Annotated in this window: 21 protein-coding genes; 6 read left to right on the top strand and 15 right to left on the bottom strand. The window is 33.5% G+C overall.

The window, feature by feature from the left end; translation table 11 throughout:
• Positions 1 to 11: 11 nt before the first annotated feature.
• Positions 12 to 434 carry a phosphonate C-P lyase system protein PhnG gene (gene phnG / locus WKT09_RS10555; protein ID WP_340415991.1) on the bottom strand — a complete coding sequence of 141 codons (423 nt, stop codon included), beginning with the start codon at positions 432 to 434 and terminating at the stop codon, positions 12 to 14.
• Positions 435 to 950: 516 nt separating this feature from the next.
• Here phnG and WKT09_RS10550 point away from each other — a divergent pair.
• Positions 951 to 1,553 (top strand): thymidine kinase, encoded by a 603-nt coding sequence (locus WKT09_RS10550; protein WP_340415990.1) that lies wholly within the window; start codon positions 951 to 953, stop codon positions 1,551 to 1,553.
• Between the two features lie 436 nt (positions 1,554 to 1,989).
• On the opposite strand, the gene WKT09_RS10545 is transcribed toward WKT09_RS10550, so the two are convergent.
• The 6 genes from WKT09_RS10545 to WKT09_RS10520 all read right to left on the bottom strand — a co-directional run bounded on the left by WKT09_RS10545 (position 1,990) and on the right by WKT09_RS10520 (position 7,053).
• A complete protein-coding gene (locus WKT09_RS10545; protein ID WP_340415989.1) occupies positions 1,990 to 3,357 on the bottom strand; it encodes a purine-cytosine permease family protein in 1,368 nt (455 codons plus the stop codon).
• A gap of 15 nt (positions 3,358 to 3,372) precedes the next feature.
• Positions 3,373 to 4,491 carry a class II histone deacetylase gene (locus WKT09_RS10540; RefSeq protein ID WP_340415988.1) on the bottom strand — a complete coding sequence of 373 codons (1,119 nt, stop codon included), beginning with the start codon at positions 4,489 to 4,491 and terminating at the stop codon, positions 3,373 to 3,375.
• A gap of 216 nt (positions 4,492 to 4,707) precedes the next feature.
• Positions 4,708 to 5,115, bottom strand: coding sequence for a hypothetical protein (locus WKT09_RS10535; protein ID WP_340415987.1), 408 nt, complete (start codon positions 5,113 to 5,115; stop codon positions 4,708 to 4,710).
• Between the two features lie 90 nt (positions 5,116 to 5,205).
• Positions 5,206 to 5,901: a peptidylprolyl isomerase gene (locus WKT09_RS10530; RefSeq protein ID WP_340415986.1), complete on the bottom strand. Its 696-nt coding sequence runs from the start codon at positions 5,899 to 5,901 to the stop codon at positions 5,206 to 5,208.
• 14 nt (positions 5,902 to 5,915) lie between these two features.
• On the bottom strand, positions 5,916 to 6,362 hold the full coding sequence (locus tag WKT09_RS10525; RefSeq protein WP_340415985.1) for a VanZ family protein: 447 nt from the start codon (positions 6,360 to 6,362) through the stop codon (positions 5,916 to 5,918).
• Entirely contained in the window at positions 6,352 to 7,053 is a 702-nt protein-coding gene (locus tag WKT09_RS10520) for a response regulator transcription factor (RefSeq protein WP_340415984.1), read from the bottom strand. The genes WKT09_RS10525 and WKT09_RS10520 overlap by 11 nt, the downstream gene beginning before the upstream one ends.
• A 178-nt stretch (positions 7,054 to 7,231) precedes the next feature.
• Here WKT09_RS10520 and WKT09_RS10515 point away from each other — a divergent pair, with 178 nt between their 5' ends.
• Entirely contained in the window at positions 7,232 to 7,816 is a 585-nt protein-coding gene (locus tag WKT09_RS10515; RefSeq protein WP_340415983.1) for a hypothetical protein, read from the top strand.
• Here the strand turns inward: WKT09_RS10515 and WKT09_RS10510 are convergent.
• A complete protein-coding gene (locus WKT09_RS10510) occupies positions 7,809 to 8,897 on the bottom strand; it encodes an alanine racemase (RefSeq protein WP_340415982.1) in 1,089 nt (362 codons plus the stop codon). The genes WKT09_RS10515 and WKT09_RS10510 overlap by 8 nt on opposite strands.
• 420 nt (positions 8,898 to 9,317) lie before the next feature.
• On the opposite strand from WKT09_RS10510, the gene WKT09_RS10505 reads away from it, so the two are divergent.
• Positions 9,318 to 11,204, top strand: a complete 1,887-nt coding sequence (locus WKT09_RS10505) for a LysM peptidoglycan-binding domain-containing protein (RefSeq protein WP_340415981.1) — start codon at positions 9,318 to 9,320, stop codon at positions 11,202 to 11,204.
• 61 nt (positions 11,205 to 11,265) lie between these two features.
• On the opposite strand, the gene WKT09_RS10500 is transcribed toward WKT09_RS10505, so the two are convergent.
• The 7 genes from WKT09_RS10500 to WKT09_RS10470 all read right to left on the bottom strand — a co-directional run bounded on the left by WKT09_RS10500 (position 11,266) and on the right by WKT09_RS10470 (position 16,612).
• On the bottom strand, positions 11,266 to 12,207 hold the full coding sequence (locus WKT09_RS10500) for an aldo/keto reductase (protein ID WP_340415980.1): 942 nt from the start codon (positions 12,205 to 12,207) through the stop codon (positions 11,266 to 11,268).
• 12 nt (positions 12,208 to 12,219) lie between these two features.
• Complete coding sequence (gene aroD / locus WKT09_RS10495) at positions 12,220 to 12,972, bottom strand: type I 3-dehydroquinate dehydratase (protein WP_340415979.1); 753 nt, start codon at positions 12,970 to 12,972, stop codon at positions 12,220 to 12,222.
• 99 nt (positions 12,973 to 13,071) lie between these two features.
• Positions 13,072 to 13,206, bottom strand: coding sequence for a YvrJ family protein (locus WKT09_RS10490; protein WP_336268444.1), 135 nt, complete (start codon positions 13,204 to 13,206; stop codon positions 13,072 to 13,074).
• 68 nt (positions 13,207 to 13,274) lie between these two features.
• Entirely contained in the window at positions 13,275 to 13,496 is a 222-nt protein-coding gene (locus WKT09_RS10485) for a DUF2922 domain-containing protein (protein WP_340415978.1), read from the bottom strand.
• Positions 13,497 to 13,531: 35 nt separating this feature from the next.
• Positions 13,532 to 13,750, bottom strand: a complete 219-nt coding sequence (locus tag WKT09_RS10480) for a DUF1659 domain-containing protein (protein WP_340415977.1) — start codon at positions 13,748 to 13,750, stop codon at positions 13,532 to 13,534.
• A gap of 171 nt (positions 13,751 to 13,921) precedes the next feature.
• Positions 13,922 to 15,385 (bottom strand): acylphosphatase, encoded by a 1,464-nt coding sequence (locus WKT09_RS10475; protein ID WP_340415976.1) that lies wholly within the window; start codon positions 15,383 to 15,385, stop codon positions 13,922 to 13,924.
• 153 nt (positions 15,386 to 15,538) lie between these two features.
• Entirely contained in the window at positions 15,539 to 16,612 is a 1,074-nt protein-coding gene (locus tag WKT09_RS10470; RefSeq protein ID WP_340415975.1) for an LCP family protein, read from the bottom strand.
• A 417-nt stretch (positions 16,613 to 17,029) separates the two neighbouring features.
• Here WKT09_RS10470 and WKT09_RS10465 point away from each other — a divergent pair, with 417 nt between their 5' ends.
• The 3 genes from WKT09_RS10465 (at position 17,030) to WKT09_RS10455 (ending at position 23,596) form a co-directional block, all read left to right on the top strand.
• On the top strand, positions 17,030 to 19,276 hold the full coding sequence (locus WKT09_RS10465) for a peptidoglycan-binding protein (RefSeq protein WP_340415974.1): 2,247 nt from the start codon (positions 17,030 to 17,032) through the stop codon (positions 19,274 to 19,276).
• Positions 19,277 to 19,414: 138 nt separating this feature from the next.
• Positions 19,415 to 22,432: a peptidoglycan-binding protein gene (locus tag WKT09_RS10460; RefSeq protein ID WP_340415973.1), complete on the top strand. Its 3,018-nt coding sequence runs from the start codon at positions 19,415 to 19,417 to the stop codon at positions 22,430 to 22,432.
• A 147-nt stretch (positions 22,433 to 22,579) separates the two neighbouring features.
• The gene (locus WKT09_RS10455) at positions 22,580 to 23,596 is read left to right on the top strand and encodes a YheC/YheD family protein (RefSeq protein ID WP_340415972.1); all 1,017 of its coding nucleotides are present in this window, start codon (positions 22,580 to 22,582) and stop codon (positions 23,594 to 23,596) included.
• The last annotated feature ends 397 nt before the right edge of the window (positions 23,597 to 23,993 follow it).

Here is a 23,993-nt window from a genome sequence, read left to right as displayed (position 1 = left end):
CGTTCTCTATATTAAACTTCCATCGTCTCAAAGTTTACCTTTGTTTTTAATAAAGCTGTTTGTTTCTTGAGCATTTCTGTTTCGATATTTTGTTTTTCTTTTTGTAATGTCTGTTTAATAGATGAGACTTCGGTTACTTCCGCTTCAAATGCTGCATCAATCATTGCCAAATATTTCGCGAACTCCATTTCTGTTCCAATAACGACCCCAACACCGATATTGTTTTCTAACATTACTTTGCATTCTGTAACGAGTACTTCGCCTAGATAAAACAAACTATTTTGTGCAGATTCTCGCATTTTTAACATCGTCAATCCATACTGTGGTTCGACTAATGTAGTAAAGGAATATTTCGCTTCTAATGTTTCAGCAATACGTTTCGCTACATTTCGATCTGATTTAATTAAAATTTCCGTTCGCTCTTTTCGCTTCAATGCAACAACCTCCTTTATGATTAATCATACAAATGAAATATGGATTTAAAGTAAAAATAGAATGAAGTAATTGTAAAAAGGATATGTAATAAATATAAAGTGACAACGAAGCAATCGTATCGAAAAACTCCTTTATACATCCATCCTACCAACCTATACTTCGCCTAAAATGTTTCGATGATGATAGAGGAGATTCCATTTTTCGCGTATTTTGGGCGGTGGGGTAGCCTTGCGTCCTTGAGTTTGCAATTTTCACGATTTCGAGGACGGTAGAGCGACCCAGCGTCCTTGAGATTTGGATTTTTTCGATTTCAAGGACGGTAGAACGACCCAGCGTCCCTGAGATTGGGATTTTCGCGATTTCAAGGACGGTAAAATCAGCCTTCCTCCAGAAAAATTGAATAGGCTCATATAATATAAATTTGATACAGGTCCTAAAAAATTGAAATACTAAATATATCTTTTGAAATTTGCTATACTAGAAAAGATGATTTTATGAAAGTTCGGAGGGCAATGATGGCTAAATTATTTTTTCATTATTCAACGATGGCAGCGGGTAAAAGTATGGAGATTATAAAAGTTTCTTATAATTATGAGGTGCAAGGCAAAGGGGTTGTAACATTAACTTCCCATTTAGATGATCGTTTTGAAACCGGGAAAATTTGGAGTCGAACAGGCTTTGAACGGACAGCTTATACTTTCAATGATACAACAAATATTAAGGATTTCATTCTGAACTTAGATGAAAAGCCACACTCTTTACTTATTGATGAGGCACAATTTTTAAAGAAGGAACAAGTGTTACAATTAACAGAATTAGTTGATGATCACGATGTAACAGTCATGTGCTACGGTTTAAAAAATGATTCGTTCAATAATCTATTTGAAGGATCAAAAAATTTATTAATATATGCGGATAATATAAAAGAATTAAAAACGGAATGTTGGTTCTGTCATAAAAAGGCGACGATGAACTTACGATTTGACCATGAAGGATTTCCCGTGTATGAAGGAGCTCAAATCGAAATCGGGGGAAATGAAAAGTTTTTACCTGTTTGTCGTAAATGTCATAAATCGGTTAAACATATTAACCAAAATGGAACCTTTACAGAATCATAAAATAGTCCGTCTTCATTCTTAAAAAATGATCCTGTGTCCCATAAAGGGGATACAGGACCATTTTTTGTTTCTTCTTTTGTAATTACTAAATTTGTGGATGAAAACTTGTTTTTAGGTATCATCATTTCAAAATCTACAAGCAATACTAATTGGTTAATCGCATGTTATTTCAACATAAAGAACACCTCTAAAATGATATGCTCCCCTTCAAGTAGACAGATTAAAAATAAAAACAGTATAATTCTACGGATAGACCTGATAAATTCATTGTGTTGTAACAAAATCCAGTAACACATTTCATTAACAGCATTCCTTATTTTGCTTCATTCAGTTTTGTCCAAGACTTGTTTCATTTTGTAGTGAAATGATGTTGCACTACTAACTAATTTTACTTTTTAATAGAGAAAACCATCTTTCATCACATAAGAGCACGTACTTATTTAATCTTAATATCTTCATAAGATAGATATCTTTTTGTCAACCACATGACACCTATATAAAACAATGCTGCACATAAAACGCCAACCATCCACGCAATATCTAATCCATTCATTTTTAATGAAATAATTCCTTGATATAATTCTGTATTGACAAAAGGGATTTGCAACATGATTACTATAAAATAAACGAATACACCTTTTCGATTTATTTTTCCGAACTTACTATGTTTCGTTAAATATTGCTCACTCATAAAATTATTTCTTTTCAATAAATAAAAATCTACGAGGTTTATGACACTCCACGGTATAATAAAAAACAAGACAAACTCAAGATATATTTGAAAATAAACCATAAAATTAGTTGCACCAAATGTCGAGGAAATTGCTAGTGTTATTCCTATTACAGAATACACGATAACACGTAAGCGACCAGATGTTTTAAAATCCCAAAACATTGAAGCAATAGACAATACAATAATGCCAGCCCCATAAATGTTTAAGGAATTAATAACTAATACACCTAAAGATAATAATATAACGATGACATACCCAATCATGCCCATTTCTTTAATCGCACCCATAATATTCCCATTTAAAGCGGTTGTTGCAATCGCGGCACCTAATAACATTAACCATGTTGAACTAAGAAAACTTCCCAAATACGTGTAGAAAAATGTTTTTTTTACATCTTTCGGATGCATAAACCTAGAATGGTCCGAGACATAAGGATTGTAAGTAACTTGCCACGTAATGCAAATGGAAACAGATGCGATAAAACCACCTATGTGAAAAGACCCTTCATGCAACATATCGATATCGATATATATAAATAATAAACCGGTTAAAACGATAAAAAGAGCTACATAAAAGAAAGTATAGATACGCATAGATTTTTGAATTAAATGTTGGCCATAAATGGCTAATATCACCATGGGAATTAAACTAAGAACAATGATAATATTTACATTAAAACCTAAAGTTTCTTTGATTCCTTGACCTACTAAGATTGTGTTCATGGATCCATATCCAAAATACATAGTTAATACAATGACCATTGGAATGATCACCCCAAAATAACCAAACTGTGCTCTACTTTGAATTAATTGAGGTAAACCTAATTTTGGTCCTTGAGCAGAGTGCAATGCCATAAAAGTCGCTCCTATGAAGTGACCTAAAATAATAGCAAGAGCCGCCCACCAAAAATTTAAACCAAGGATAATAGTTAACGCACCTGTAACAACTGTAGTCGAAACAGTACTTGCTGCAAACCATGTAAAAAACAATTCCTTTGGATCACCTTTTCTATCTTTTTCTGGAATAAACTCATAACTAACCTGTTCAATTTCCCTGGTATTCTTAGCCATCATATTTTGCCCCCTTTAGTCAATCTCCTTTAAAGTTGTCCAATATTTTTGTTGAACATTTATAATATTATTAATCGCATCTTTTTGATTTCCATACAACTTATCTGGGTATCCTTGTGAACCTTCTGCAAATGGATCTACAACATCAGTTTGGATCCCTGATAATGTTTCTATAATTCTTAGCGTACAAAATGGCACATAACCGTTGCTATACCCACCTTCATGACAAAATACAATTTTTCCATCACATAATTCCTCTGCTAATCCCATCATAATTTCTGCTATTTTACCAAAGCCATCTGCAGTCATCATCATTCTGCCTAACGGATCAAACATGCCAGGATCTTGTCCGGCAGAAATTAATATCAATTCTGGTTCAAATTCTTTTGCAATTGGCACAATAATTTCTTTGAACGCATGGATATACCCTTGATCACCTGTTCCTGGGGGTAAAGGGATGTTCACATTATATCCTTCTCCATCCTCCGCACCAACATCTTCTTTATAACCAGTATTATTAGGAAAACTTAAATCTTGATGAATGGAGATAAATACAACATCTGGATCATGATAAAACGCCTGCTCTGTCCCATTGCCATGATGCACATCCCAATCTAATACTAAAATTTTCTTCAATCCATATGTCTTCTGTGCATGTCTTGCTGCAATAACAACATTATTAAATATGCAAAATCCAATACCAAAATCTCTTTCTGCATGGTACCCAGGTGGTCTTGTGAGAGCGTATACATTTTTAACATTGCCCTTCATCACTGCATCTACCGCAGTGATTGCACCCCCAACAGATAATCGAGCTATATCATATGAGCCTCTTCCTACAATTGCATGATCCCCTGCATCGCCGCCATTGTTCTCACTTAAATGTTTTACTTTGTCGATATATTCGCTTGCATGAAAATATTCAATTTCCTCTCTACTTGCCATACGTGGTTCAATTTGATCTAACTCTTTCATTAAACCACATCTATGTAGTAAATTATTAATTCTTCTTTTAGTTAAAGGATCTTCCACAAATACATCTTTTTCTAAGTATCCTCCAGATGTTAAATATATAGTCCCACTTCCATTATCGTGCCAAAAATAACTTTCATCATAAATATAACCTGTACCCATATGATCCCTCCATTTTGTTGAATGAACGTCATTCATTATACTGAAAAAAGAAAAAGCTTTTTTACTAACAATGAATGAATATCATTCATTTTATAGTTATAAAAAATGAAAGCACTATTCCAAAAAATTGTAGCGCTTTCATTACATATTTATCGTAAAGTAGATTCACAATTCTGTCAACATTTTTTTTACATTGTACATAATAATTTTTTCTATCTATCGTGTCGGCTGAATCGTATATGTTTGTCCTGTTTGTGTTAATGTCCAATTTTTAGATAAAAATGTTTCTACCTTTTTTGCTTCTTCTGTCGTTAATGATAGTCCTTCTACTGTAAAACCATTCAATGTGTAATCAAGATCTGCTTCCTTTTCCACTTGTAACAATAATAAACGTTGTAAACCTGGAAACGTTAAAAACTTTACTCGATACCCATCGTGTAAAATATCTTCTAACTTGCCTTCTAACTCATATAATAAAGTGAAATCAGAATCAGACTTTGCCACGCGCTGCATCTGATCCGCTTCTTTCTGTCGAACATAGGAAATAATTTCTGCATGAGATGCACCACTACTTTTTAACGCTTCTATTAAGTACGCTTCCATTAATGTAATTTCATGAATCATTGTCTCCACTCCTTTATCTATTTAAATTTTAGCATAAAAAAAGCGACAGAACGAACACATCGCTCCTCGCTAACTTATACCTCTATTATATTATTGTTTTTCTACTTCTGCAGGCTCATATCCCTTTAGATCAACCTTCATTGATTTAATCACTTGGTCTTCTACCGGTTTATCTCCCGCGTCTCTCTCTACACTCACAATTTCATCGACGACATCCATCCCTTCGACCACTTCACCAAATGCTGCATACTCGCCATCTAAATGTTCTGCATCATCTGTCATAATGAAAAATTGTGAACCAGCCGAGTTCGGGTCTTCCGATCTTGCCATCGATAATACCCCACGAGTATGTGCTAGATTATTTTCAAATCCATTATTTTCAAATTCTCCTGGTATGTAGTATCCTGGACCACCCATTCCATTCCCTTCAGGGTCTCCACCTTGAACCATGAATCCTGGAATAACACGGTGAAAAATTAACCCATCATAAAATCCATCTTCTACTAAAGAAATAAAGTTATTTACCGTATTCGGTGCAATGGATGGATATAATTCTATCTTTACTTCTCCACCATTTTCCATCGTCATCGTAACAACAGGTTTAATACTATCATCGACTTTTGCAACTTCCTTTTCTTCATTGTTTCCTATTTCTTGCTGCTGTTCTGTTTCTTTCTTTTCAACTTCTTCATTAGCATCGTTTTGACAAGCTGCTAAAATGAGCATACTTATTACAACGAGCAAACTCATCAACCATTTTTTTCGCACAATCCTACCTCCTGACATGTCGCCTATCCATTTTATATTGTATCATCTTTTTTGCGAAAAAGTCGTGATAAACATAAGATACATACTATCCCTACCAATGCTCCACAACTATCTATTAATACATCTCTAAATTCTCCACTTCGACCAGGGATAAATAATTGGTGTATTTCATCTGATACGGCATACAGAAAAGAAAGGAAAAGCGCATAGAGCCATCTAATCTTCTTTCCTCTTAATGCCCAATAAAATAACATCCCTAAAATAAAATACGCAAAAAAGTGAGCACTTTTTCGAATCATCATATGAAAAATGCTCACATCTATGTCAAACGGTACAATATTTCCGATAACGGATAATATGACGATAACTATATTTGAACTAAGTTCACTAGATTCACTTCCCGGTTGATGGGACAAGTAAAAAATACATCCCATCCATCCTAATGGAAGTAACCAACGAAAAATATGTTTATTCTTCATCTAATATTTCCACTTCTTTTTTTATTTTTGGGTCTATTTTCACCCAACCATTTTCAAATGCTTTTACAACTGCAGCCGTGCGATCATGTACATTACACTTCTTTAAAATACTACGTATATGACTACTTACGGTAAAATTCGTTACCTCAAGCTCTCTAGCTATCATTTTATTATTATAACCTTTTGCTAGCAAGTTTAATACATCTAATTCACGCCTAGTAAAATGATGTGCTATCATTTTTTTCTCTCTCGTTTCTATTTTTGGCATGACACGTACATACTCTTTCAAAATAGGACCTGTAACATGCGGATGAAACCAATATAACCCATTTGAAACAGAACGAATTGCTTCAATAAATCCTTCATAACTCATGTCTTTTAATGAATAACCTATTGCTCCGACATCTAACGCGTCAGACAAATAGTTCTCGGACCGATCAGAAATAATCATCCCTTTTAGATGAGGTAACTGAAGGATTTTATTAAATTCTCGCTTATATTGCTGTAAAAACTGACCACTGATCAATACAATTTTCTCAGAAGGTTGTTCCAATAATGGGAAGAAAACCGTTTTATCATCTGTTACCTTTTCAACATGAATTGTATGCTTCATATCTAATAGGTAGCGAAACCCTTCCCAAAAAAGAGAATCCTGATCAATGATGATTAATTTAATTTCTTTGTTGTTCATACATACCTACTCCCGTTTCATTTAACTTTATCCTATTCTATTTATCGGCATATTTTCGCTATATTAAAGGTTTTTTTCACTAACTTTTATAATATCATGATACACTATACATATTATTATAATTTTCAGTATATATTGGTGGAAAACTTGGCAAAACTAAAGAAAAGGAGTTAACCATATGATGTTATTTACCATTTCTATGTCCATAGCGATTATATTTTTCATTGTCATATTAATAATAAAATTAAATGAAAAGCGTTATACACTGCAAAAATCCGAAGCATTAGAACGCTTTATCAACTATAAAGATATACATGTAACGAACTTATATAGTGGCCCTCATTTTGATATCATTCATGATGAAGAGCAAAAAATGATTTGGTACACTGTTTTCCAAAGAAAAAAGCTACAATATAAAGAACTACCATATCATACTATTTATCAAGTTGTTTGGAATATTGATGGCACACCCATCAGAACGGTAACAAGGAACATCCCATCAAAAGAAGCTTTACTAACGAAGGAAAAAAATATAGCAGGGAAAACGGAACATAAAGAAGTCAATGCACAATATCGTGTAAAAGAAGCAACTTTAACGATTACCCTTGATGAAACGACTACCCAAACCATTGAATTACCGTTATTCTCTAGCACGCTACCAAAAAGTTTCGGCGAAGTAGAACAATCTGACATCGCAATTTGGTATCATCTATTCGTTTCCATTATACAGGAAGAGGAGACAAATAACGCCTCCTCTAAGTAAGTTTTCCTCTAGCATCCACTGGCCATGTACCAATAAGAGTGCCATCCCGATGCAATGTATACGTATCAAATAAATTCGCAACGACACATGAATGATTGGGAATAATCGTCCATACATCATTCAATGAAATATCCATTTCTTTAGGTAACGGTACAACAGCATGTTCTTCCGATAACCGTTCTATTACAAGGGATGGATATTCTTTTATATACCCATGTCCTTGGATGCTATCATTCCCATGTGCTCCCCTATCTAAAGCAAGTGTCTTACTCCCAGCATCTAAAACTACTCTATCCTTTTTCACGGAGACAACACTCGTCTTTACTGTTAACGCACATTGTTCCTTTGTCGCCACTCCTAAACCTACTTGGACCATATCTAAAAAGACAGCATTCCCCGGACGTATTTCCGTAATCCCTTCTACTGCTCCAGCAATTCGATATGTCGGTGTCGAACCAATACTTCGGTGACGAATCGTGATGCCTACCTCTTCGCATAATCGCACACTTTCAAGCACTGTTTCAGCTTCCTTTCGACCAATTTCCTCTACCTCTTCCACTGATCCAGCTCCATACGCTTGCCCAGCATGTGTAAAAATACCATCCAAATATAAACTACCCGATTCTTTTATCGATTTCGCTAAGGTCACAACTTCTTCATTCGGCTCCACCCCAACACGATTTAACCCACTATTCACTTTTATCCAAACATGTAGAGGATCTTCTTTTGAAAACTGGGTAGCAAGTAAATTTGCTTGTTCTACAGAATCAACTGCAACGATAATATGTGCCTTTGTTCGTAATTGTTTGATACGGTCTATTTTCGTTTCATTCGCAATTGGATAAGCAATTAAAATATTATCTATTCCACCTTCTGCCATCACTTCTGCTTCACCAACTTTAGCGACGGTGATACCAATTGCGCCGTACCTTATCTGTAATTTAGCTATCTCAACACTTTTATGTGTTTTAATATGTGGACGATATTGGACACCATTTTCCTTTGAAAAACGGATAATACTTTCGATATTTCGCTCTAACTGTGCTACATTTAATAAAAGTGCCGGTGTTTCTATATTCATTTTCATTCTCCTCCATTCATTCTTTTATCATAATATTTTCGTCTAAAAAAATCATCTTCCTTTTACGCAATGTTGCAAAAGGAAAAAAATTTAATAATCCCAGGAAAAAATAAACATTATTTGACATTTTTCTGTAAAATATACTTTTTCTCTATTTTTATCCCATTAAATCCCATATTTAGTATTATTTCCATTATAAACAGAACTTTAGAATGGTTTTTTAGTCCTATATATTAAGATTTCGTTACAAAAACTAGTGCCAAATGAATTATTGATTATAAAGTGCTATAATTAAATTACTATTTATTTTCCGGGGTATTTCCAGTTAATTTCCTTTAATTGGATAACCTCGACGTAATTTTTATACACAATGTTATCATTATATAAGGAGGATTTTTCATGGCAAAAAAAGGTATTTTTATGTCTGTAACGGCAACAGCAGTAATTGCATCTGCATTTGTCGGGGCAGAAAGTGCAGATGCTGCTTCACACAAAGTAAAAAGTGGCGATAATTTATGGACCCTTGCTAAAAAGTATGAAACTTCCGTTGCAAAATTAAAGAAGTTAAATAATTTATCAAGCGATATGATTTATGTAAATGATGTGTTAGAAGTTGGTGATAAAGGTAAGGGGAACAGCGCGTCAACAAACTCTTCTACGAAATCATCTTCTAATAAGTCATCCACTTCTGCAAGCGGTGGTAGTACATACACTGTTAAAAGCGGTGACACACTGAGCCATATTGCAGTAGCAAACGGAATAACTGTAAATAATTTAATGAGTTGGAACAATTTAAGCTCTACAACTATTTATCCGGGTGATAAATTAAGCGTGAAAAAAGGAGCTTCAAGCTCTAGTAGTTCGAACAACTCTACGGCTAGTTCAAATTCTAGCAACCATAACGGTACTTCATCAGCAAATACATACACAGTTAAAAGCGGCGATACTTTAGGAGCTATCGCTTCTAAATATGGTGTGTCTGTTAGCAAGTTACAAAGCTGGAACAATATTAGCGGACATATGATTTATCCTGGTGACACATTAGCAGTGAAAAAAGGCGCTTCTTCTAGCTCTAGTAATGCTAATAGCTCTAGTAACTCTAGTAGTTCATCTAATTCAAGCTCTAATAATTCAAGCTCTAGTAATAAAAGTAGTTCTTCAGCAAGCACATACACAGTTAAAAGCGGCGACACGTTAGGAGCTATCGCTTCTAAATATGGTGTGTCTGTTAGCAAGTTACAAAGTTGGAACAATATTAGCGGACATATGATTTATCCTGGTGACACATTAGCAGTGAAAAAAGGCGCTTCTTCAAGCTCTAGTAATGCTAATAGCTCTAGCAACTCTAGTAGCACTAGCAACTCTAGTAGTTCATCTAATTCAAGTTCTAATAATTCAAGCTCTAGTAATACAAGTAGTTCTTCAGCAAGCACATATACGGTGAAAAGTGGTGACACGTTAGGAGCTATCGCTTCTAAACATGGTGTGTCTATTAGTAATTTACAAAGCTGGAACGACATTAGCGGACATATGATTTATCCTGGTGACACATTAGCAGTGAAAAAAGGCGCTTCTTCTAGCTCTAATAATGCTAATAGTTCTAGCAACTCTAGTAGTTCTAGTAACTCTAGTAGCTCTAGTAACTCTAGTAACTCTAATAGTTCATCTAATTCAAGCTCTACTAATACAAGTAGTTCTTCAGCAAGCACATATACGGTGAAAAGTGGTGACACTTTAGGATCTATCGCTAATAAGCATGATGTGTTAGTGAAAGATTTAATGGCATGGAACAGTTTAGGTTCATCTATTATTTACCCAGGGGACAAGCTAGCAATAAAAGAAGGTGCAAAAGTATCTACGAGTAATAATAATACTAGTTCAAATAATAATTCTAGTTCAAATAAAAACTCTAACAGTTCTAATAATTCAACTGGTACATCCAACACTGCAGCACAAAGTGGCGACCTAATTACAAAAGCGAAATCTGTAATGGGAACACCTTATGTATGGGGTGGTGCATCACCAAGTGGATTTGACTGTAGTGGATTTATTTCATGGGCTTATGGTATAGAACGTACAAGTGTTGCAGGTTACGATAGTCGTTCCTATGAAATTAGCAATCCACAAGTGGGAGATTTAGTTTTCTTTAAAGGAACATATGGTGGTCCAAGCCATATGTCACATATGGGAATTTATCTTGGCGGTGGAGACTTTATCCATGCTGGATCTTCTGGCGGAGTACAGATCTCTAATGTTAGCAATTCATACTGGAGCCAATATTTCGATAGTTATAAGCGTTTCTACTAATTTTGAAATGAAAACGCCCATGTTCATCCAACATGGGCGTTTATTATTGTGTTTAAACATCTCATTCTTCTTCAAACAATTCATCTATAAATAAAAATTCATCTTCCGTTAAAAATAATTCATTCGCACGTAAGTTCTCCACTACTTGTTCACTTCTTTTAGCACCAGGTATGACGACATCAATTTCATCACAGTGTAAGTACCACGAAAGTACAATTTGAGCAATATCAACATCTTTTTTCTCAGCCATACTACGAAGCTTTTCTACCTTTTCTACATTTTTTAAAAAGGCATCCCCTTTAAATTCAGGTTTCGTTAAGCGTAAGTCCCCTTCTTCAAATGTTGTATCTTTCGTATATTTTCCTGCAAGTAGTCCAGAAGCAAACGGAAAATATGGAATAAATGATATATCATGATCATATGTGTAAGGTAAAATATCTTCTTCTACGTCTCTATTGAATAAATTATAATGTCCTTGCATGACATTTACATAACCATCTTTATTCGCTTCTTGCAATTGGTCTAGCGAAAAGTTCGATACACCAATTGCACGGATGATTCCTTTTTCTTTTAAACGTTGTAATGCTCCTACTGCCTCATATTTTGGTGTATCTTCATCTGGAAAGTGAATATAAAATAAATCAATATAATCTGTTTGTAACCTTTTAAGCGCATCTTCTACAGCACGCTCTAAAAATTGTGGGTGATTATTCATTACCGTCTCATCACGAATCATTTCATGTGCTGCCTTTGTCGCCAACACAATTTCACTTCTTTTCCCTGTTTCCGCTAATACTTCACCAATGATTTCTTCCGATCGTTTCGGTCCATAAATAAATGCTGTATCCCAAAAATCAACCTCCTGATTGATTGCCGTTTTTAATAAATCCCTTCCAGCATCATCGGTGATATTCGGGTAAAACATTTGACCTCCAACCGCATTCGTCCCTAACCCAATCGGATTAACTTTTAAGTCTGTGCTACGAATCGTTACTTTTTCCATTCATTCCACTCCTTACCAGTTTGGCATTAATTGTTTCGTTTTTAATATTGCTTCACGTAATGGTTCAATCGCAATCTGCCCTGGAGCTGATTGCTCTATTCCTACTGCAAAAGTTAAAACAGAACCATATACCCAACCATTGATTCTCGAAAGTGCCCCTAGTTCCCCCATTGACATTGTAATAATCGGCTGTTCAAACATATCATCCAATATACGTGTCACTTCTAATAAACGAAATACATCTTCTTTTTCTTCAGGCATCACAGCTAACTTGATTATATCCGCATGAAACTTTGCAGCATTTTTTGCCCTTTCTATTAACTCTTCCTCGGATGGTGTATGTTCAAAATGATGAAACGACAACACAATTTGTTTATCATGCTTTTTCGCCGCCTCCACCACTTGTTCAACATCTTTTCTATCATTCGACGTTTCATAATCTATAAGATCTACATTCGTCTCTTTACATATATTACAAAGGAGCGAAACTTTTTCGGTTTCTGTTAATGGAATAGTTTCACCACCTTCATGAATCGAACGAATCGTAAACAATAATGGAATCATTGTTTTTTCTTTTATTGTTTTAATTATAGAAAAAACGTCTTCTTCGTTATGTAAATGCTCAAAAAAGTCTGCACGCCATTCGATCATATCCGGTTCTTTTTCTAGTATACTATCTAATTGTTCCAATAATTGTGTCGTTGTTTTTCCCGTTAATGGTGTACATATGTAAGGGAGTTTCGCCCGATCAAAAAATCGTACCACGTTTTAACACTCCAATTCATTTTATTTATTAGTATAGCATTTTATCGAAAAGAGAAAAAGAAAGAGAAGGATAAACACATATCCTTCCCTTTCTCTCTGTCATTTCATTTTTTCCGGAAGAAGTCGAATCGATTCATTTAGTACGTCTAACTTCCCTTCAATCCGATGCAATAAATAAAACGTAATTGCAATCGGATAGCTTATTTCCGTTATAAACGCCATCCAATCCTCCATCATCTTCCCTCCTTTTTTATAAAAAAAGATAGAGGTATCACTGTGATCCACCTCTATCTTTTTCTGGCTTATTCTAGACCAATATCAATATCTGTTACTGTTCGTTCTACAATTCTAGCACCTTTTTTCGCAACGATTGGACCATCTTTAGACGCAAATGCATCTTGTGCAATCATCTCGTCCATTACCGCCGCAACTTGTTCAGCATCTTGTGGATCAACCGGGTTGTCTAGTGTATAAGTAACCGTTTTTCCTCCAGCATCTACAAACTGTAATTCTAAACGCTTCATCTTCATCCCTCCTTCACTTATTTACTTTGAATACATTAATGAATTGCTACAACATCTGCTCGTTCAACTGCATCAAGTGGTAATGTTTGCAAGGTAGCCATCGCTTCAGATACTGCTAACAATGCATCTGATGTGGCAAAAGCGTTGATGTTATTAAATGACTTTCTTACATAAATATTTTTGTCACTTGCTTCATCATACCCTTCAAAAAACGTTAAACGAAGCTGCGTACTCACAATTTGTTCCATTGCCATCGTCCTCCACCTCCCTTCACTTCTATAATCGAACGAAGAGAAGAAAAGGTGGGGAATAATTTATTTTTAATATAAAAATACTCCCTCTAAAGTAGTTTTGTTTTGTAGTGTCTACTTTAGAGGGAGCTTATCAGAACTATTTAGTGGATAGTTTTGTATGAACTATATTTTCTACTTTGACTTTTTGCCTGAGTATATTCTAAATCCTACTTGAATATGTTTATTTTCATTAACGTCCAAAACTTTCATTTCAACATTTTCTACTTTTGATCTTTTTGATCCTTTTTTACACTTTTTATAAAATTGCTTTAATTTCTCAAGATCCGTTCCATAAACAAATACGGACATTTTATCATCGGCCATCTTTTTCACATATCCATGATGCCCATCTATTAAAGCTTGTCTTCTTATCCATTTCATATATCCAACTTTATTTAGTTCCCCTATCACATCAAAACGAACTCCCACTAATTTTCCCATAGGAGCTGGATAAGTTTCAATAAAATTTGCGGATAGTGATTTTAATGGTACTAATAAACTTTTGTAATCAAAGAAAAACTTACTTTTTTCATTTTGAACTGAATTCGGAAAGTAATAATCGATTATTGCTGCTGGAACATCGTGAAGTTTACCGGCTAACGGAAATGCATGAAAAGCAATTTCTGCTGTGGCATTCACCTCTAAAATAATCCCTTTTGTAGGATCTTCTGAATCAATAATAATATCAACTCCGGCATGAGGTATATTAGGTAATGCTTTTAACCCGTCTACCGCCAATTGCTTAATTTCATCTGATATTTCACTCGTACAATCAATCGGATCCCCACCAGCCGATAAATTACTCAGTTCTCTTAAAATTATTTGTTCGTTACATTTAGGGACATAATTCAGATCAACTGATTGCTTCTTTAACAGTTGTTCAATTTCATAATCAACTTTAATCGGCTTTGATGCTAAGTAAGGATTCTTTTTCCTTTCAATATTTTTTAATCTAATTAATTCTTCTATCGTGTTCTTTCCATCACCGATTATATTTGCAGGTATACGATTAATTGCACTTACAACTTTATCACCTACAACATAAAATCTATACTCTTTTCCTTGATAATATTTTTCCAATAATATATTTTTATATCTTATATTTTCATGATAATGTTTGATGATTTCTGACAACTGTTGACTATTCTGTATATTTACAAAAACTCCTTTTCCCATACTCCCATTAACAGGTTTTATAACTACTGGATAGCCTATAGACTCTGCATATTCAATAATCTTCTCCTCTGAATTGATATCAAATTCTTCCCCTAATGGGATAGAAACATCTTTTTCTTTTAATTGTTTTTTTGTTTTATTTTTATCTCGAACTAATAAGACAGCCGAGTTTGCTACTTTATCACCACGAGAACGATAAAAATAATGTTTATTTTCCCCATCATCTAGCGAGAAAAAATTCCCAAGAATACTACCATTTGCTCTATTTAATTTACATTCAGCACTTTCTTCATGATACCATCTAAGATTCAATCCCCTCCTCCATCCTTCATAAGCAACAAGAAAACTACATAAATTAAATCCTTTAATTCCTTTTACTACACGTTCATTTAAATGTGGAAACCCTAATTTTTCTTCCATAATCTTCTTCCTACCTTATTCTAATTTTTAATATCCCTGTTGATTATACCATAATATTCCTTTCATACAATTTGAATATTAAAATAATTATACAGGTATATTAACTTATTTAAAAAACAAAAAAAGCGACACAAAATTGCATCGCTTTTTATATTATTCTATATTTTCTTCATATACTTCTTCTTGATATGTCTCATTCTCTTGATATTGTTCTTGTTCATTCGTTTCATTTTCAATTGCTTCTTCTTCAGCATCTTCTATTAATTCTAAATGAACTTTTAATGTATTAATTGTATTTTGTAATTCTTCATGATCTAACTGCCAGTAATAAATACCCTCCGGTTGATAATCATATCCTTCTAAAGATAGCTTTTCGATATCAATTTTAGAACCGTGCGTTGCATAAGAGAAAAAGCTCTTCATTTCTGTAAATGTCATATTCGTAGACATATTTTTTCCTACTGCTTCAATAACATCATCATATTTTAACACCGATGAAACTGATGCAACTTTACTTACCATTGCGTCGACAATTTCTAATTGTCTTTGTCCACGCATTACATCTGTATCTTGTTTACGAGTACGAGCCAAGGCTAAAGCTTCTTCCCCGTCTAATGTTTGTTCACCTGGCATTAAATGAATAGAGTCTCTTTTATCTTTAGAGTTTGATTCCTTAAATTCGTATGGTACCTCTACATCAATTCCACCAATTGCATCTACTACATCAACAAATGCGTTAAAATTAACCTTTACATAATAATCAACAGGAATATCTAATAAGTTCTCCACTGTATCAATTGTCGATCTCGTTCCACCGAATGCATGTGCGTGGTTAATTTTATCTTCGTATCCAACTTCTGGTATGTAAACATATGAGTCACGAGGAATACTTAATAGTTTTACACTTTTATCATCTTTATTTAATGATGCCAAAATTAATGCGTCTGTTCTCGTCGGTTCTCCTCGTTCACTTCGTTTTTCATTTTCATCAATTCCCATTAAGAGAACTGTTACGTTATCGAATTTCGGGTCAACATAATCATCTCGTAAATCCGATTTATCTCTTCCATCATCTTCGTAAGCTTCGTTCATTGTTGAACCAGCTTTTATATATAAATGAACTCCATACCCGCCAACTAATAAAACAACTAATAAAAAGGGAATTAAGCCAAACTTAACCCATCCTCTTAATTTTCGTTTCGGAGTTTTTATCCTTGTCTGATTCATTTCTTAGACTCCTTTAATTATACTTATGTTCATATTTAAACAAATTACTCTTTTATTATACTACTTTTTTTACAGAACTATCAAGGAAATATTATACTTTGTAATCTTCATTTAATATTGTATATATTTCTGAATATTAAATAAGCATTTTACATCAATTTTTGTACGATATCAATAAAATAACTATATTTCGACATCATATTTATAGGTATTTATATTTACAATTTCATTTTTAAATAATATACTATCATACAGATAAATTACAAGGAGATGTGTATATTGGGTGAATTTTACAAAATAAAACTAAACATATTTTTAGTTTTAATTTTATTTATTAGTTATTTGGTACCGCATGATGTATCGGCAAACCTATCTTTTGAAAGAAGTCTTACACATGATGAAAAGAAGGTTCATGATATGTCAAATTCCATTATGGATGAAGAACAAGTTACAGTTGAAAGTGAACAACAAAATGAATATATTTCCAATGAGTCAAAAAATGAACTTGATCCGATTTCCGAAGAGAAAGAAAATGAACATGATCAAATTTCCGATGAGACAGAAATCGAAGATGATCAAATTTCCAATGAGACAGAAAATGAACAACTGAATGACTACAATCCTCACGTAGAAAATAATGATGCTAATTCATCTAACTCTAATGAAAATGATATTACTCATCAGAATAAAGATGATATAAAAAATGAAAATCCTGAACAATCTAAAATAGTGGAAGAAGAAATTGCTGATGAAAATCCCTCGAATAAAAGTGTAAAGAAAGAAATAGTGCCTAAAGAGGTGAAGAAGAATACAGTCAAGAGTACAAAAGCTGCTACTCCTTCTATATTAGAAAAAGGTGTACGACATGATAGCGTGAAAACTTTGAAAGCAAACCTAAAAAAACTTGGCTTTGCAGTGCCTGGTAACGGAATCGATTTATATGGTACACAAACGGAAAAAAAGGTGAAAGAATTTCAAAAGTATTTTGGACTTTCCGTTACTGGAAAGGTCGATAAGAAAACGAACAATAAAATTAATACCATTTTAAAAACACCTTTACAACGTGGAAAATCACATAATGATACGAAAAAATTAAAAGCTGATTTAAAAGCTATTGGATATCCTGTTCCAGGTAATGGGACAACCTTTTATGGAAAAGATACGGAAGCTGTTGTTAAGAAATTCCAAAAGGAACAAAAGCTGGTCGTCAATGGGATCGCTGATGAGGTAACGTTAAAGAAAATTGCTTCTCTTAAAAATCCTTCCGTATTAGAAAATGGAGTACGTCATAACAATGTAAAGACATTAAAAGTGAATCTAAAAAAATTGGGCTTTACGGTGCCTGGAAATGGGACGAACTTTTACGGTTCACAAACCGAAAAAAAGGTGAAAGAATTTCAAAAGTATTTTGGGCTCTCGGTTACTGGAAAAGTCGATAAGAAAACGAATGATAAAATATTAAAAAATATCAACTCATCACTACAACGTGGGAAAAGTAACGCAGACGTTAAACAATTAAAGGTTGACCTTATAATAATAGGTTTTCCTGTTCCTGGAAAAGGAACTTCTCTGTTTGGAAAACAAACCGAAGCTACTATAAAACAGTTTCAAAAAAATCAAAAATTAATCGTGAATGGTATTGTAGACGATGTCACATCAAATAGAGTTGCACAACTTAAAAAAACGAATCCTGTTGTTTTAGCTAACAGTGTTCGTCATAAAAAAGTGAAAACATTAAAAGTAAACTTGGAAAAATTAGGATTTAAGGTACCTGGGTCTGGTACAGAATTATTCGGAAGTGCAACAGAGAAAAAAGTGAAGGAATTTCAAAAATACTATAAACTACCTGTCAATGGTATGGTTGATAATAAAACGAATAATAAAATTAATAGTATTTTAAACTCTCCTCTACAAAAAGGAAAACGGCATAAAGACACTATAAAGTTAAAAACAGACTTAAAAAAGGTTGGTTATCCTGTACCAGGAAATGGTACGAACCTTTATGGTGTTGAAACAGAAAAAATTGTTAAGCAATTTCAAAAAGACCATAAATTAGTTGTAAACGGCATTGCAGATGACGTGACATTAGCAAAATTAGCTACACTCATAAAAAATAATTCTAGCAATATCAAAATCTTTATCGATCCTGGTCACGGTGGTTCTGACCCTGGTGCAATGGCAGGGAATTTAAAAGAAAAAGATTTAACATTAGATATTGCGAAAAGAACTGAAAAATATTTAAAAGAATATAAAGGCGTTTCTATTAAAATGTCTCGGACAACCGATAAAACATTAACACTTCAACAACGAACAGATGCAGCAAATAATTGGAAAGCAGATTTCTTTTTTAGTGTACATATTAATTCAGGTGGTGGAACTGGGGTAGAAAGTTTTATTTATGATAAGAAACCAACACAAGATGAAATAAACAAGCAAAAGATCATTCATGAACATATCAGTAAAAATATATCTGATAGAGATAGAGGGGAAAAGAGGGCTAATTTCCATGTTCTGAGAGAATCCAAAATGACTGCTATGTTGTTTGAATACTATTTTATTGATACTAAGTCAGATCAAAAGAAATTAGCAAGTGCATCATATCGTGACAAATTAGCCAAATTAACTGCTGAGGGTATTGCCAAGGCATATGGATTAAAAAAATAAATATAAAATGAATCTATATTTTCATAGATTCATTTTATATTACATTTCTATTAAATTTTAAGAGGGTTATTGATAGTTACAATACTCTATAAGACAATAAACATACTAATTTTAATCATATTCGAGGAGGAACGAATATTGAAATATAAAGACTACAAAAAGAAAGCTTTACATGTAGGAGCTGCTACTATATTTCTTCTATCAACCATATCTCCTTCCGTTTCAAATGCAAGCTTCGGTGATACAACGTACAAAGTTGGCGATCGAAGTCAGGACATCTTTCAAGTGAAGGAAATTTTAGAGCAATTAGATGAAGAAACTGAATTTGAAGACAATGAAGATGAGTTAAACTTATTTACAGAAGAATTAGAAGAAATCATCAAATCTTTCCAAACAAAAAATGGACTAGAAGTAAATGGTGAAATAGATACCGAATTATTAGAGTTTTTACAGGCTCAAATAGAAGAAACACATGAGGATAGTAATATAGAAGCTGATAACAATACTGAGACAGTTCAAGAAAATGAAAACGAGAATGATGTCAACGAAGAAAATATTGAAAATAAGAACGAGAATGATGACAATGAAGAAAACATTGAAAATAACAATACTCAAGAAGATGAAAAACCCTCTGAAAATGACAATGAAGTAGTTGAAGAGAAAAAGGTTGAACAAAAACAAATACAAGAAAATAAAGTAACTAATTTTAGTACAAACAGTAAGACTACCGAAACCGTATTAGAAAAAGGTGTACGACATGATAGCGTGAAGACTTTGAAAGCAAACCTTAAAAAGCTTGGCTTTACAGTGCCTGGTAACGGAACCAATTTATATGGTACACAAACCGAAAAAAAGGTGAAGGAATTTCAAAAGTATTTTGGACTTTCCGTTACTGGAAAAGTCGATAAGAAAACGAACAATAAAATTAATACCATTTTAAAAACACCTTTACAACGCGGAAAATCACATAATGATACAAAAAAATTAAAAGCTGATTTAAAAGCTATTGGATATCCTGTTCCAGGTAATGGGACAACCTTTTATGGAAAAGATACGGAAGCTGTTGTTAAGAAATTCCAAAAGGAGCAAAAACTGGTCGTCAACGGGATTGCAGATGAGGTAACGTTAAAGAAAATTGCTTCACTTCAAGTCCCTTCTATATTAGAAAAAGGTGTACGACACGATAGCGTGAAAACTTTGAAAGCAAACCTTAAAAAGCTTGGCTTTGCAGTGCCTGGCAACGGAACCAATTTATATGGTACACAAACGGAAAAAAAGGTAAAGGAATTTCAAAAGTATTTTGGACTTTCCGTTACTGGAAAAGTCGATAAGAAAACGAACAATAAAATTAATACCATTTTAAAAACACCTTTACAACGTGGAAAATCACATAATGATACAAAAAAATTAAAAGCTGATTTAAAAGCTATTGGATATCCTGTTCCAGGTAATGGGACAACCTTTTATGGAAAAGATACGGAAGCTGTTGTTAAGAAATTCCAAAAGGAGCAAAAACTGGTCGTCAACGGGATTGCAGATGAGGTAACGTTAAAGAAAATTGCTTCACTTCAAGTCCCTTCTATATTAGAAAAAGGTGTACGACACGATAGCGTGAAAACTTTGAAAGCAAACCTTAAAAAGCTTGGCTTTGCAGTGCCTGGCAACGGAACCAATTTATATGGTACACAAACGGAAAAAAAGGTAAAGGAATTTCAAAAGTATTTTGGACTTTCCGTTACTGGAAAAGTTGATAAGAAAACGAACAATAAAATTAATACCATTTTAAAAACACCTTTACAACGTGGAAAATCACATAATGATACGAAAAAATTAAAAGCTGATTTAAAAGCTATTGGATATCCTGTTCCAGGTAATGGGACAACCTTTTATGGAAAAGATACGGAAGCTGTTGTTAAGAAATTCCAAAAGGAACAAAAATTAGTCGTCAACGGGATTGCAGATGAGGTAACGTTAAAGAAAATTGAAAAACTATTAAAAAACACAAAACCGATAGAAAAAACAGAGTACACTAATTATAATTTAACTTTATCCCAAGCAGTAAATAGACAGTTATCAGATAGTACTCCACAGACAGATAAATATGCAAACAAACCAGCATATGTTTCTGCAAATTATATAAAAATGAACGGAAAAGCAAAAATATCAAGTAACGATGTTACAGTTTACTCAAAGCCAAATATTTTATATCCGACTGATAAGACATTAAACAAAGATGAATCTATTACAATCTTACGTGAAGCAACTGATGAAATAAAGAGAAATAATAATGACTGGTTAGAAGTATCAAACAACGGACAAGTTGGTTATATTGAAAAATCAAGCACAAAAATGACACAGGGAGAAGTTACTGCCACTGTAAATGTTCGTGCAGAAAAAAATACTTCTTCGCATATATATGGCCAATTAACAAAAGGATCAAAAGTTAATGTAAAGAGTACGACTGGGTCATGGTATGAAATAGAATACAAGACTTGGAGACTCCCGACTGCTTCAGATTTGAGTGCAGAAATGAATCCTAAAAATGCCGACAAATTCCAACATTTACGTTTAGATACTTTAGCAGGTGCTACTGCTAAACAACTAAATGGAATGTTAAAAGGAAAAGGCGTTTTAGATAATCAAGGCCAAGCATTTATTAACGGGGCAAAGCAAGGTAAAGTAAATGAAGCTTATCTAATCTCTCACTCTCTACTTGAGACAGGTAACGGAACTTCTAAACTAGCAAAAGGAATAGAAGTTGGAAAGAATAAAAGTGGAAAACCGACTGTTGTCACAGATAGTAACCGAGGAAATTTAACATCGATTAAAAAGGTATACAATATGTACGGTATTGGTGCCGTTGATAGCAATCCAAATAATGCTGGTGCGATTAGAGCTTATGAAGAAGGTTGGACTACCCCAAAGAAGGCAATTGAAGGTGGAGCGAAATGGGTAGGACAACAATACATCCATAATGCGTATAAACAAAACACTTTATATAAAATGCGTTGGAATCCAAAAATGGCTGACGGATATGCTTGGAAACAATATGCGACAGATATCGGTTGGGCTCGAAAACAAATAAACAGGATAAAAGAAGTATATAGTTTTATAGATCGTCCAAATTACCACTATGATATACCAAAATATAATTAAAAAGTATTAATTCTAACTCTTATTTATCTTTCATTCCTAAGATAAATAAGAGTTTTTTTAGTTGGATTCTTGGTAACATTTATTACCTTTTTTGAAATAAAAAAACTCAAATGGTATAATATAGGCGATTAACTTTGAGGTGATAATGTGATAATAGGTTACATGAGAAATCAAAAAGGTCCAGGAAAAACAGTGACAAAAATTGCACAACTTTGTAAGGATAAAGGCATTGATTTAGTTTATTTTAATGACAAGAATATTAGTATGAAGCGCAATAAAATAAAAGGAAAGGTATGGATGGAAGAACAATGGAACAAAATAGAAATTGACGTTCCTGCAATCATTGATATTTCTCCCTTATGTAGAAAGCATAAAAAGAAAGTGGCATATTTAAAAGAACATGCTTACCTTACAGACAATATGGATCACGTGTTAAACAAGGTTAATTTATACGAACTCCTGAGAGAAGATGAGCAATTATCTACATATGCAGTTCCGACGATAAAAATCGAAAACTACAAAGATGTTTTATCTTTTCTAAGAGAAAACGATGTTGCAAAAATGCAAGCACTATTCAAAAAAAGTTACGATGGAGAAACCTTGGTTAAATACGAGAATAGATTAGTTCAAGTAGAAGAGAATGATACCCAAACATCATTCGAATTACCCGAATTTGAAGCATGGTTTAAAGAACGAATAGGTAATAAAACATTCATCGCCCAGCAAAATGTTAATTTAAATGGACGTGATGATAAACCATTCTATTGCCGATTCCAACTTGATAAAAACGAACATAATGAATGGACAACTACCGATATGGCTATTTGGATTGGCGAAAAAGGTGACGACTATTATACGATACAAGATCGTAATAATAGTGCAGATGTCGAGACTTTCTTAAGTAATGCGTTTGGCTTAGACAAGGCTACTACTATTCTTGGGACACTTCATGATATTTGCTTCAAGGTTGCTAAGAGCGTAGAACAATATCGTCAACATGAATTAATAACTATCGGGATTGACTATGGAATAACAACCGATGGAAAAATCTATATCATAGAGGCTAATAATTCCCCCGCATTAAAAAGTGACATTCAAAACGACGTTGCGGAAAAACGTATTGGTTATTATACATATTTAATGAATAAACTTAATCTAGAATAAGATGACATCATCGGTTATGTGTTTTTTGAATGCATAACCGCTTTTTTATGTATCTTTTTTCCCCATAAACGCTTCCCACTTCGTTTTTGGCTTCACACTTGCTTTTACCTGTAATAAAACACTAATAACAAAACCGTATAATTCTCTTGCATGAATAAATAGCGAATACGAATTAAAAAATTTCAGGAATAGCTGTTTTTAATCCTCTTTTACATGCATATTCCGTTTCTTTATATGTATATGTTTTATTAAGTGTTTAATATAGAGTTTCTTTGTTGTGACTCGCCGCTGTGACTTTCCGTTGTGACTCTCCTTGTTTAAATGGATTTATCATCTTGAACAATTTCAGTTTTGAATTACAATAAAATGACACCCGAAGCTTGTTTTCTATGACACC

Origin of the sequence: Pseudogracilibacillus sp. ICA-222130 (assembly GCF_037892545.1) — a bacterium.
In the GTDB taxonomy this organism is placed as follows: domain Bacteria; phylum Bacillota; class Bacilli; order Bacillales; family Amphibacillaceae; genus Pseudogracilibacillus.
Note: the sequence above shows the minus strand (reverse complement) of the source record. Positions and strands in the feature narration are given on the sequence as shown.

Coding starts and splice junctions, on each gene's coding strand:
- WKT09_RS10540 (WP_340415988.1), bottom strand. CDS start 4,491: ATGGGTACAGGTTATATTTATGATGAAAGTTATTTTTGGCACGATAAT.
- WKT09_RS10515 (WP_340415983.1), top strand. CDS start 7,232: ATGATGTTATTTACCATTTCTATGTCCATAGCGATTATATTTTTCATT.
- WKT09_RS10550 (WP_340415990.1), top strand. CDS start 951: ATGGCTAAATTATTTTTTCATTATTCAACGATGGCAGCGGGTAAAAGT.
- WKT09_RS10510 (WP_340415982.1), bottom strand. CDS start 8,897: ATGAATATAGAAACACCGGCACTTTTATTAAATGTAGCACAGTTAGAG.
- WKT09_RS10470 (WP_340415975.1), bottom strand. CDS start 16,612: ATGAATCAGACAAGGATAAAAACTCCGAAACGAAAATTAAGAGGATGG.
- WKT09_RS10505 (WP_340415981.1), top strand. CDS start 9,318: ATGTCTGTAACGGCAACAGCAGTAATTGCATCTGCATTTGTCGGGGCA.
- WKT09_RS10465 (WP_340415974.1), top strand. CDS start 17,030: ATGTCAAATTCCATTATGGATGAAGAACAAGTTACAGTTGAAAGTGAA.
- WKT09_RS10485 (WP_340415978.1), bottom strand. CDS start 13,496: ATGAAGCGTTTAGAATTACAGTTTGTAGATGCTGGAGGAAAAACGGTT.
- WKT09_RS10475 (WP_340415976.1), bottom strand. CDS start 15,385: ATGGAAGAAAAATTAGGGTTTCCACATTTAAATGAACGTGTAGTAAAA.
- WKT09_RS10545 (WP_340415989.1), bottom strand. CDS start 3,357: ATGGCTAAGAATACCAGGGAAATTGAACAGGTTAGTTATGAGTTTATT.
- WKT09_RS10530 (WP_340415986.1), bottom strand. CDS start 5,901: ATGTCAGGAGGTAGGATTGTGCGAAAAAAATGGTTGATGAGTTTGCTC.
- WKT09_RS10535 (WP_340415987.1), bottom strand. CDS start 5,115: ATGATTCATGAAATTACATTAATGGAAGCGTACTTAATAGAAGCGTTA.
- WKT09_RS10525 (WP_340415985.1), bottom strand. CDS start 6,362: ATGAAGAATAAACATATTTTTCGTTGGTTACTTCCATTAGGATGGATG.
- WKT09_RS10480 (WP_340415977.1), bottom strand. CDS start 13,750: ATGGCAATGGAACAAATTGTGAGTACGCAGCTTCGTTTAACGTTTTTT.
- WKT09_RS10500 (WP_340415980.1), bottom strand. CDS start 12,207: ATGGAAAAAGTAACGATTCGTAGCACAGACTTAAAAGTTAATCCGATT.
- WKT09_RS10520 (WP_340415984.1), bottom strand. CDS start 7,053: ATGAACAACAAAGAAATTAAATTAATCATCATTGATCAGGATTCTCTT.
- WKT09_RS10490 (WP_336268444.1), bottom strand. CDS start 13,206: ATGGAGGATTGGATGGCGTTTATAACGGAAATAAGCTATCCGATTGCA.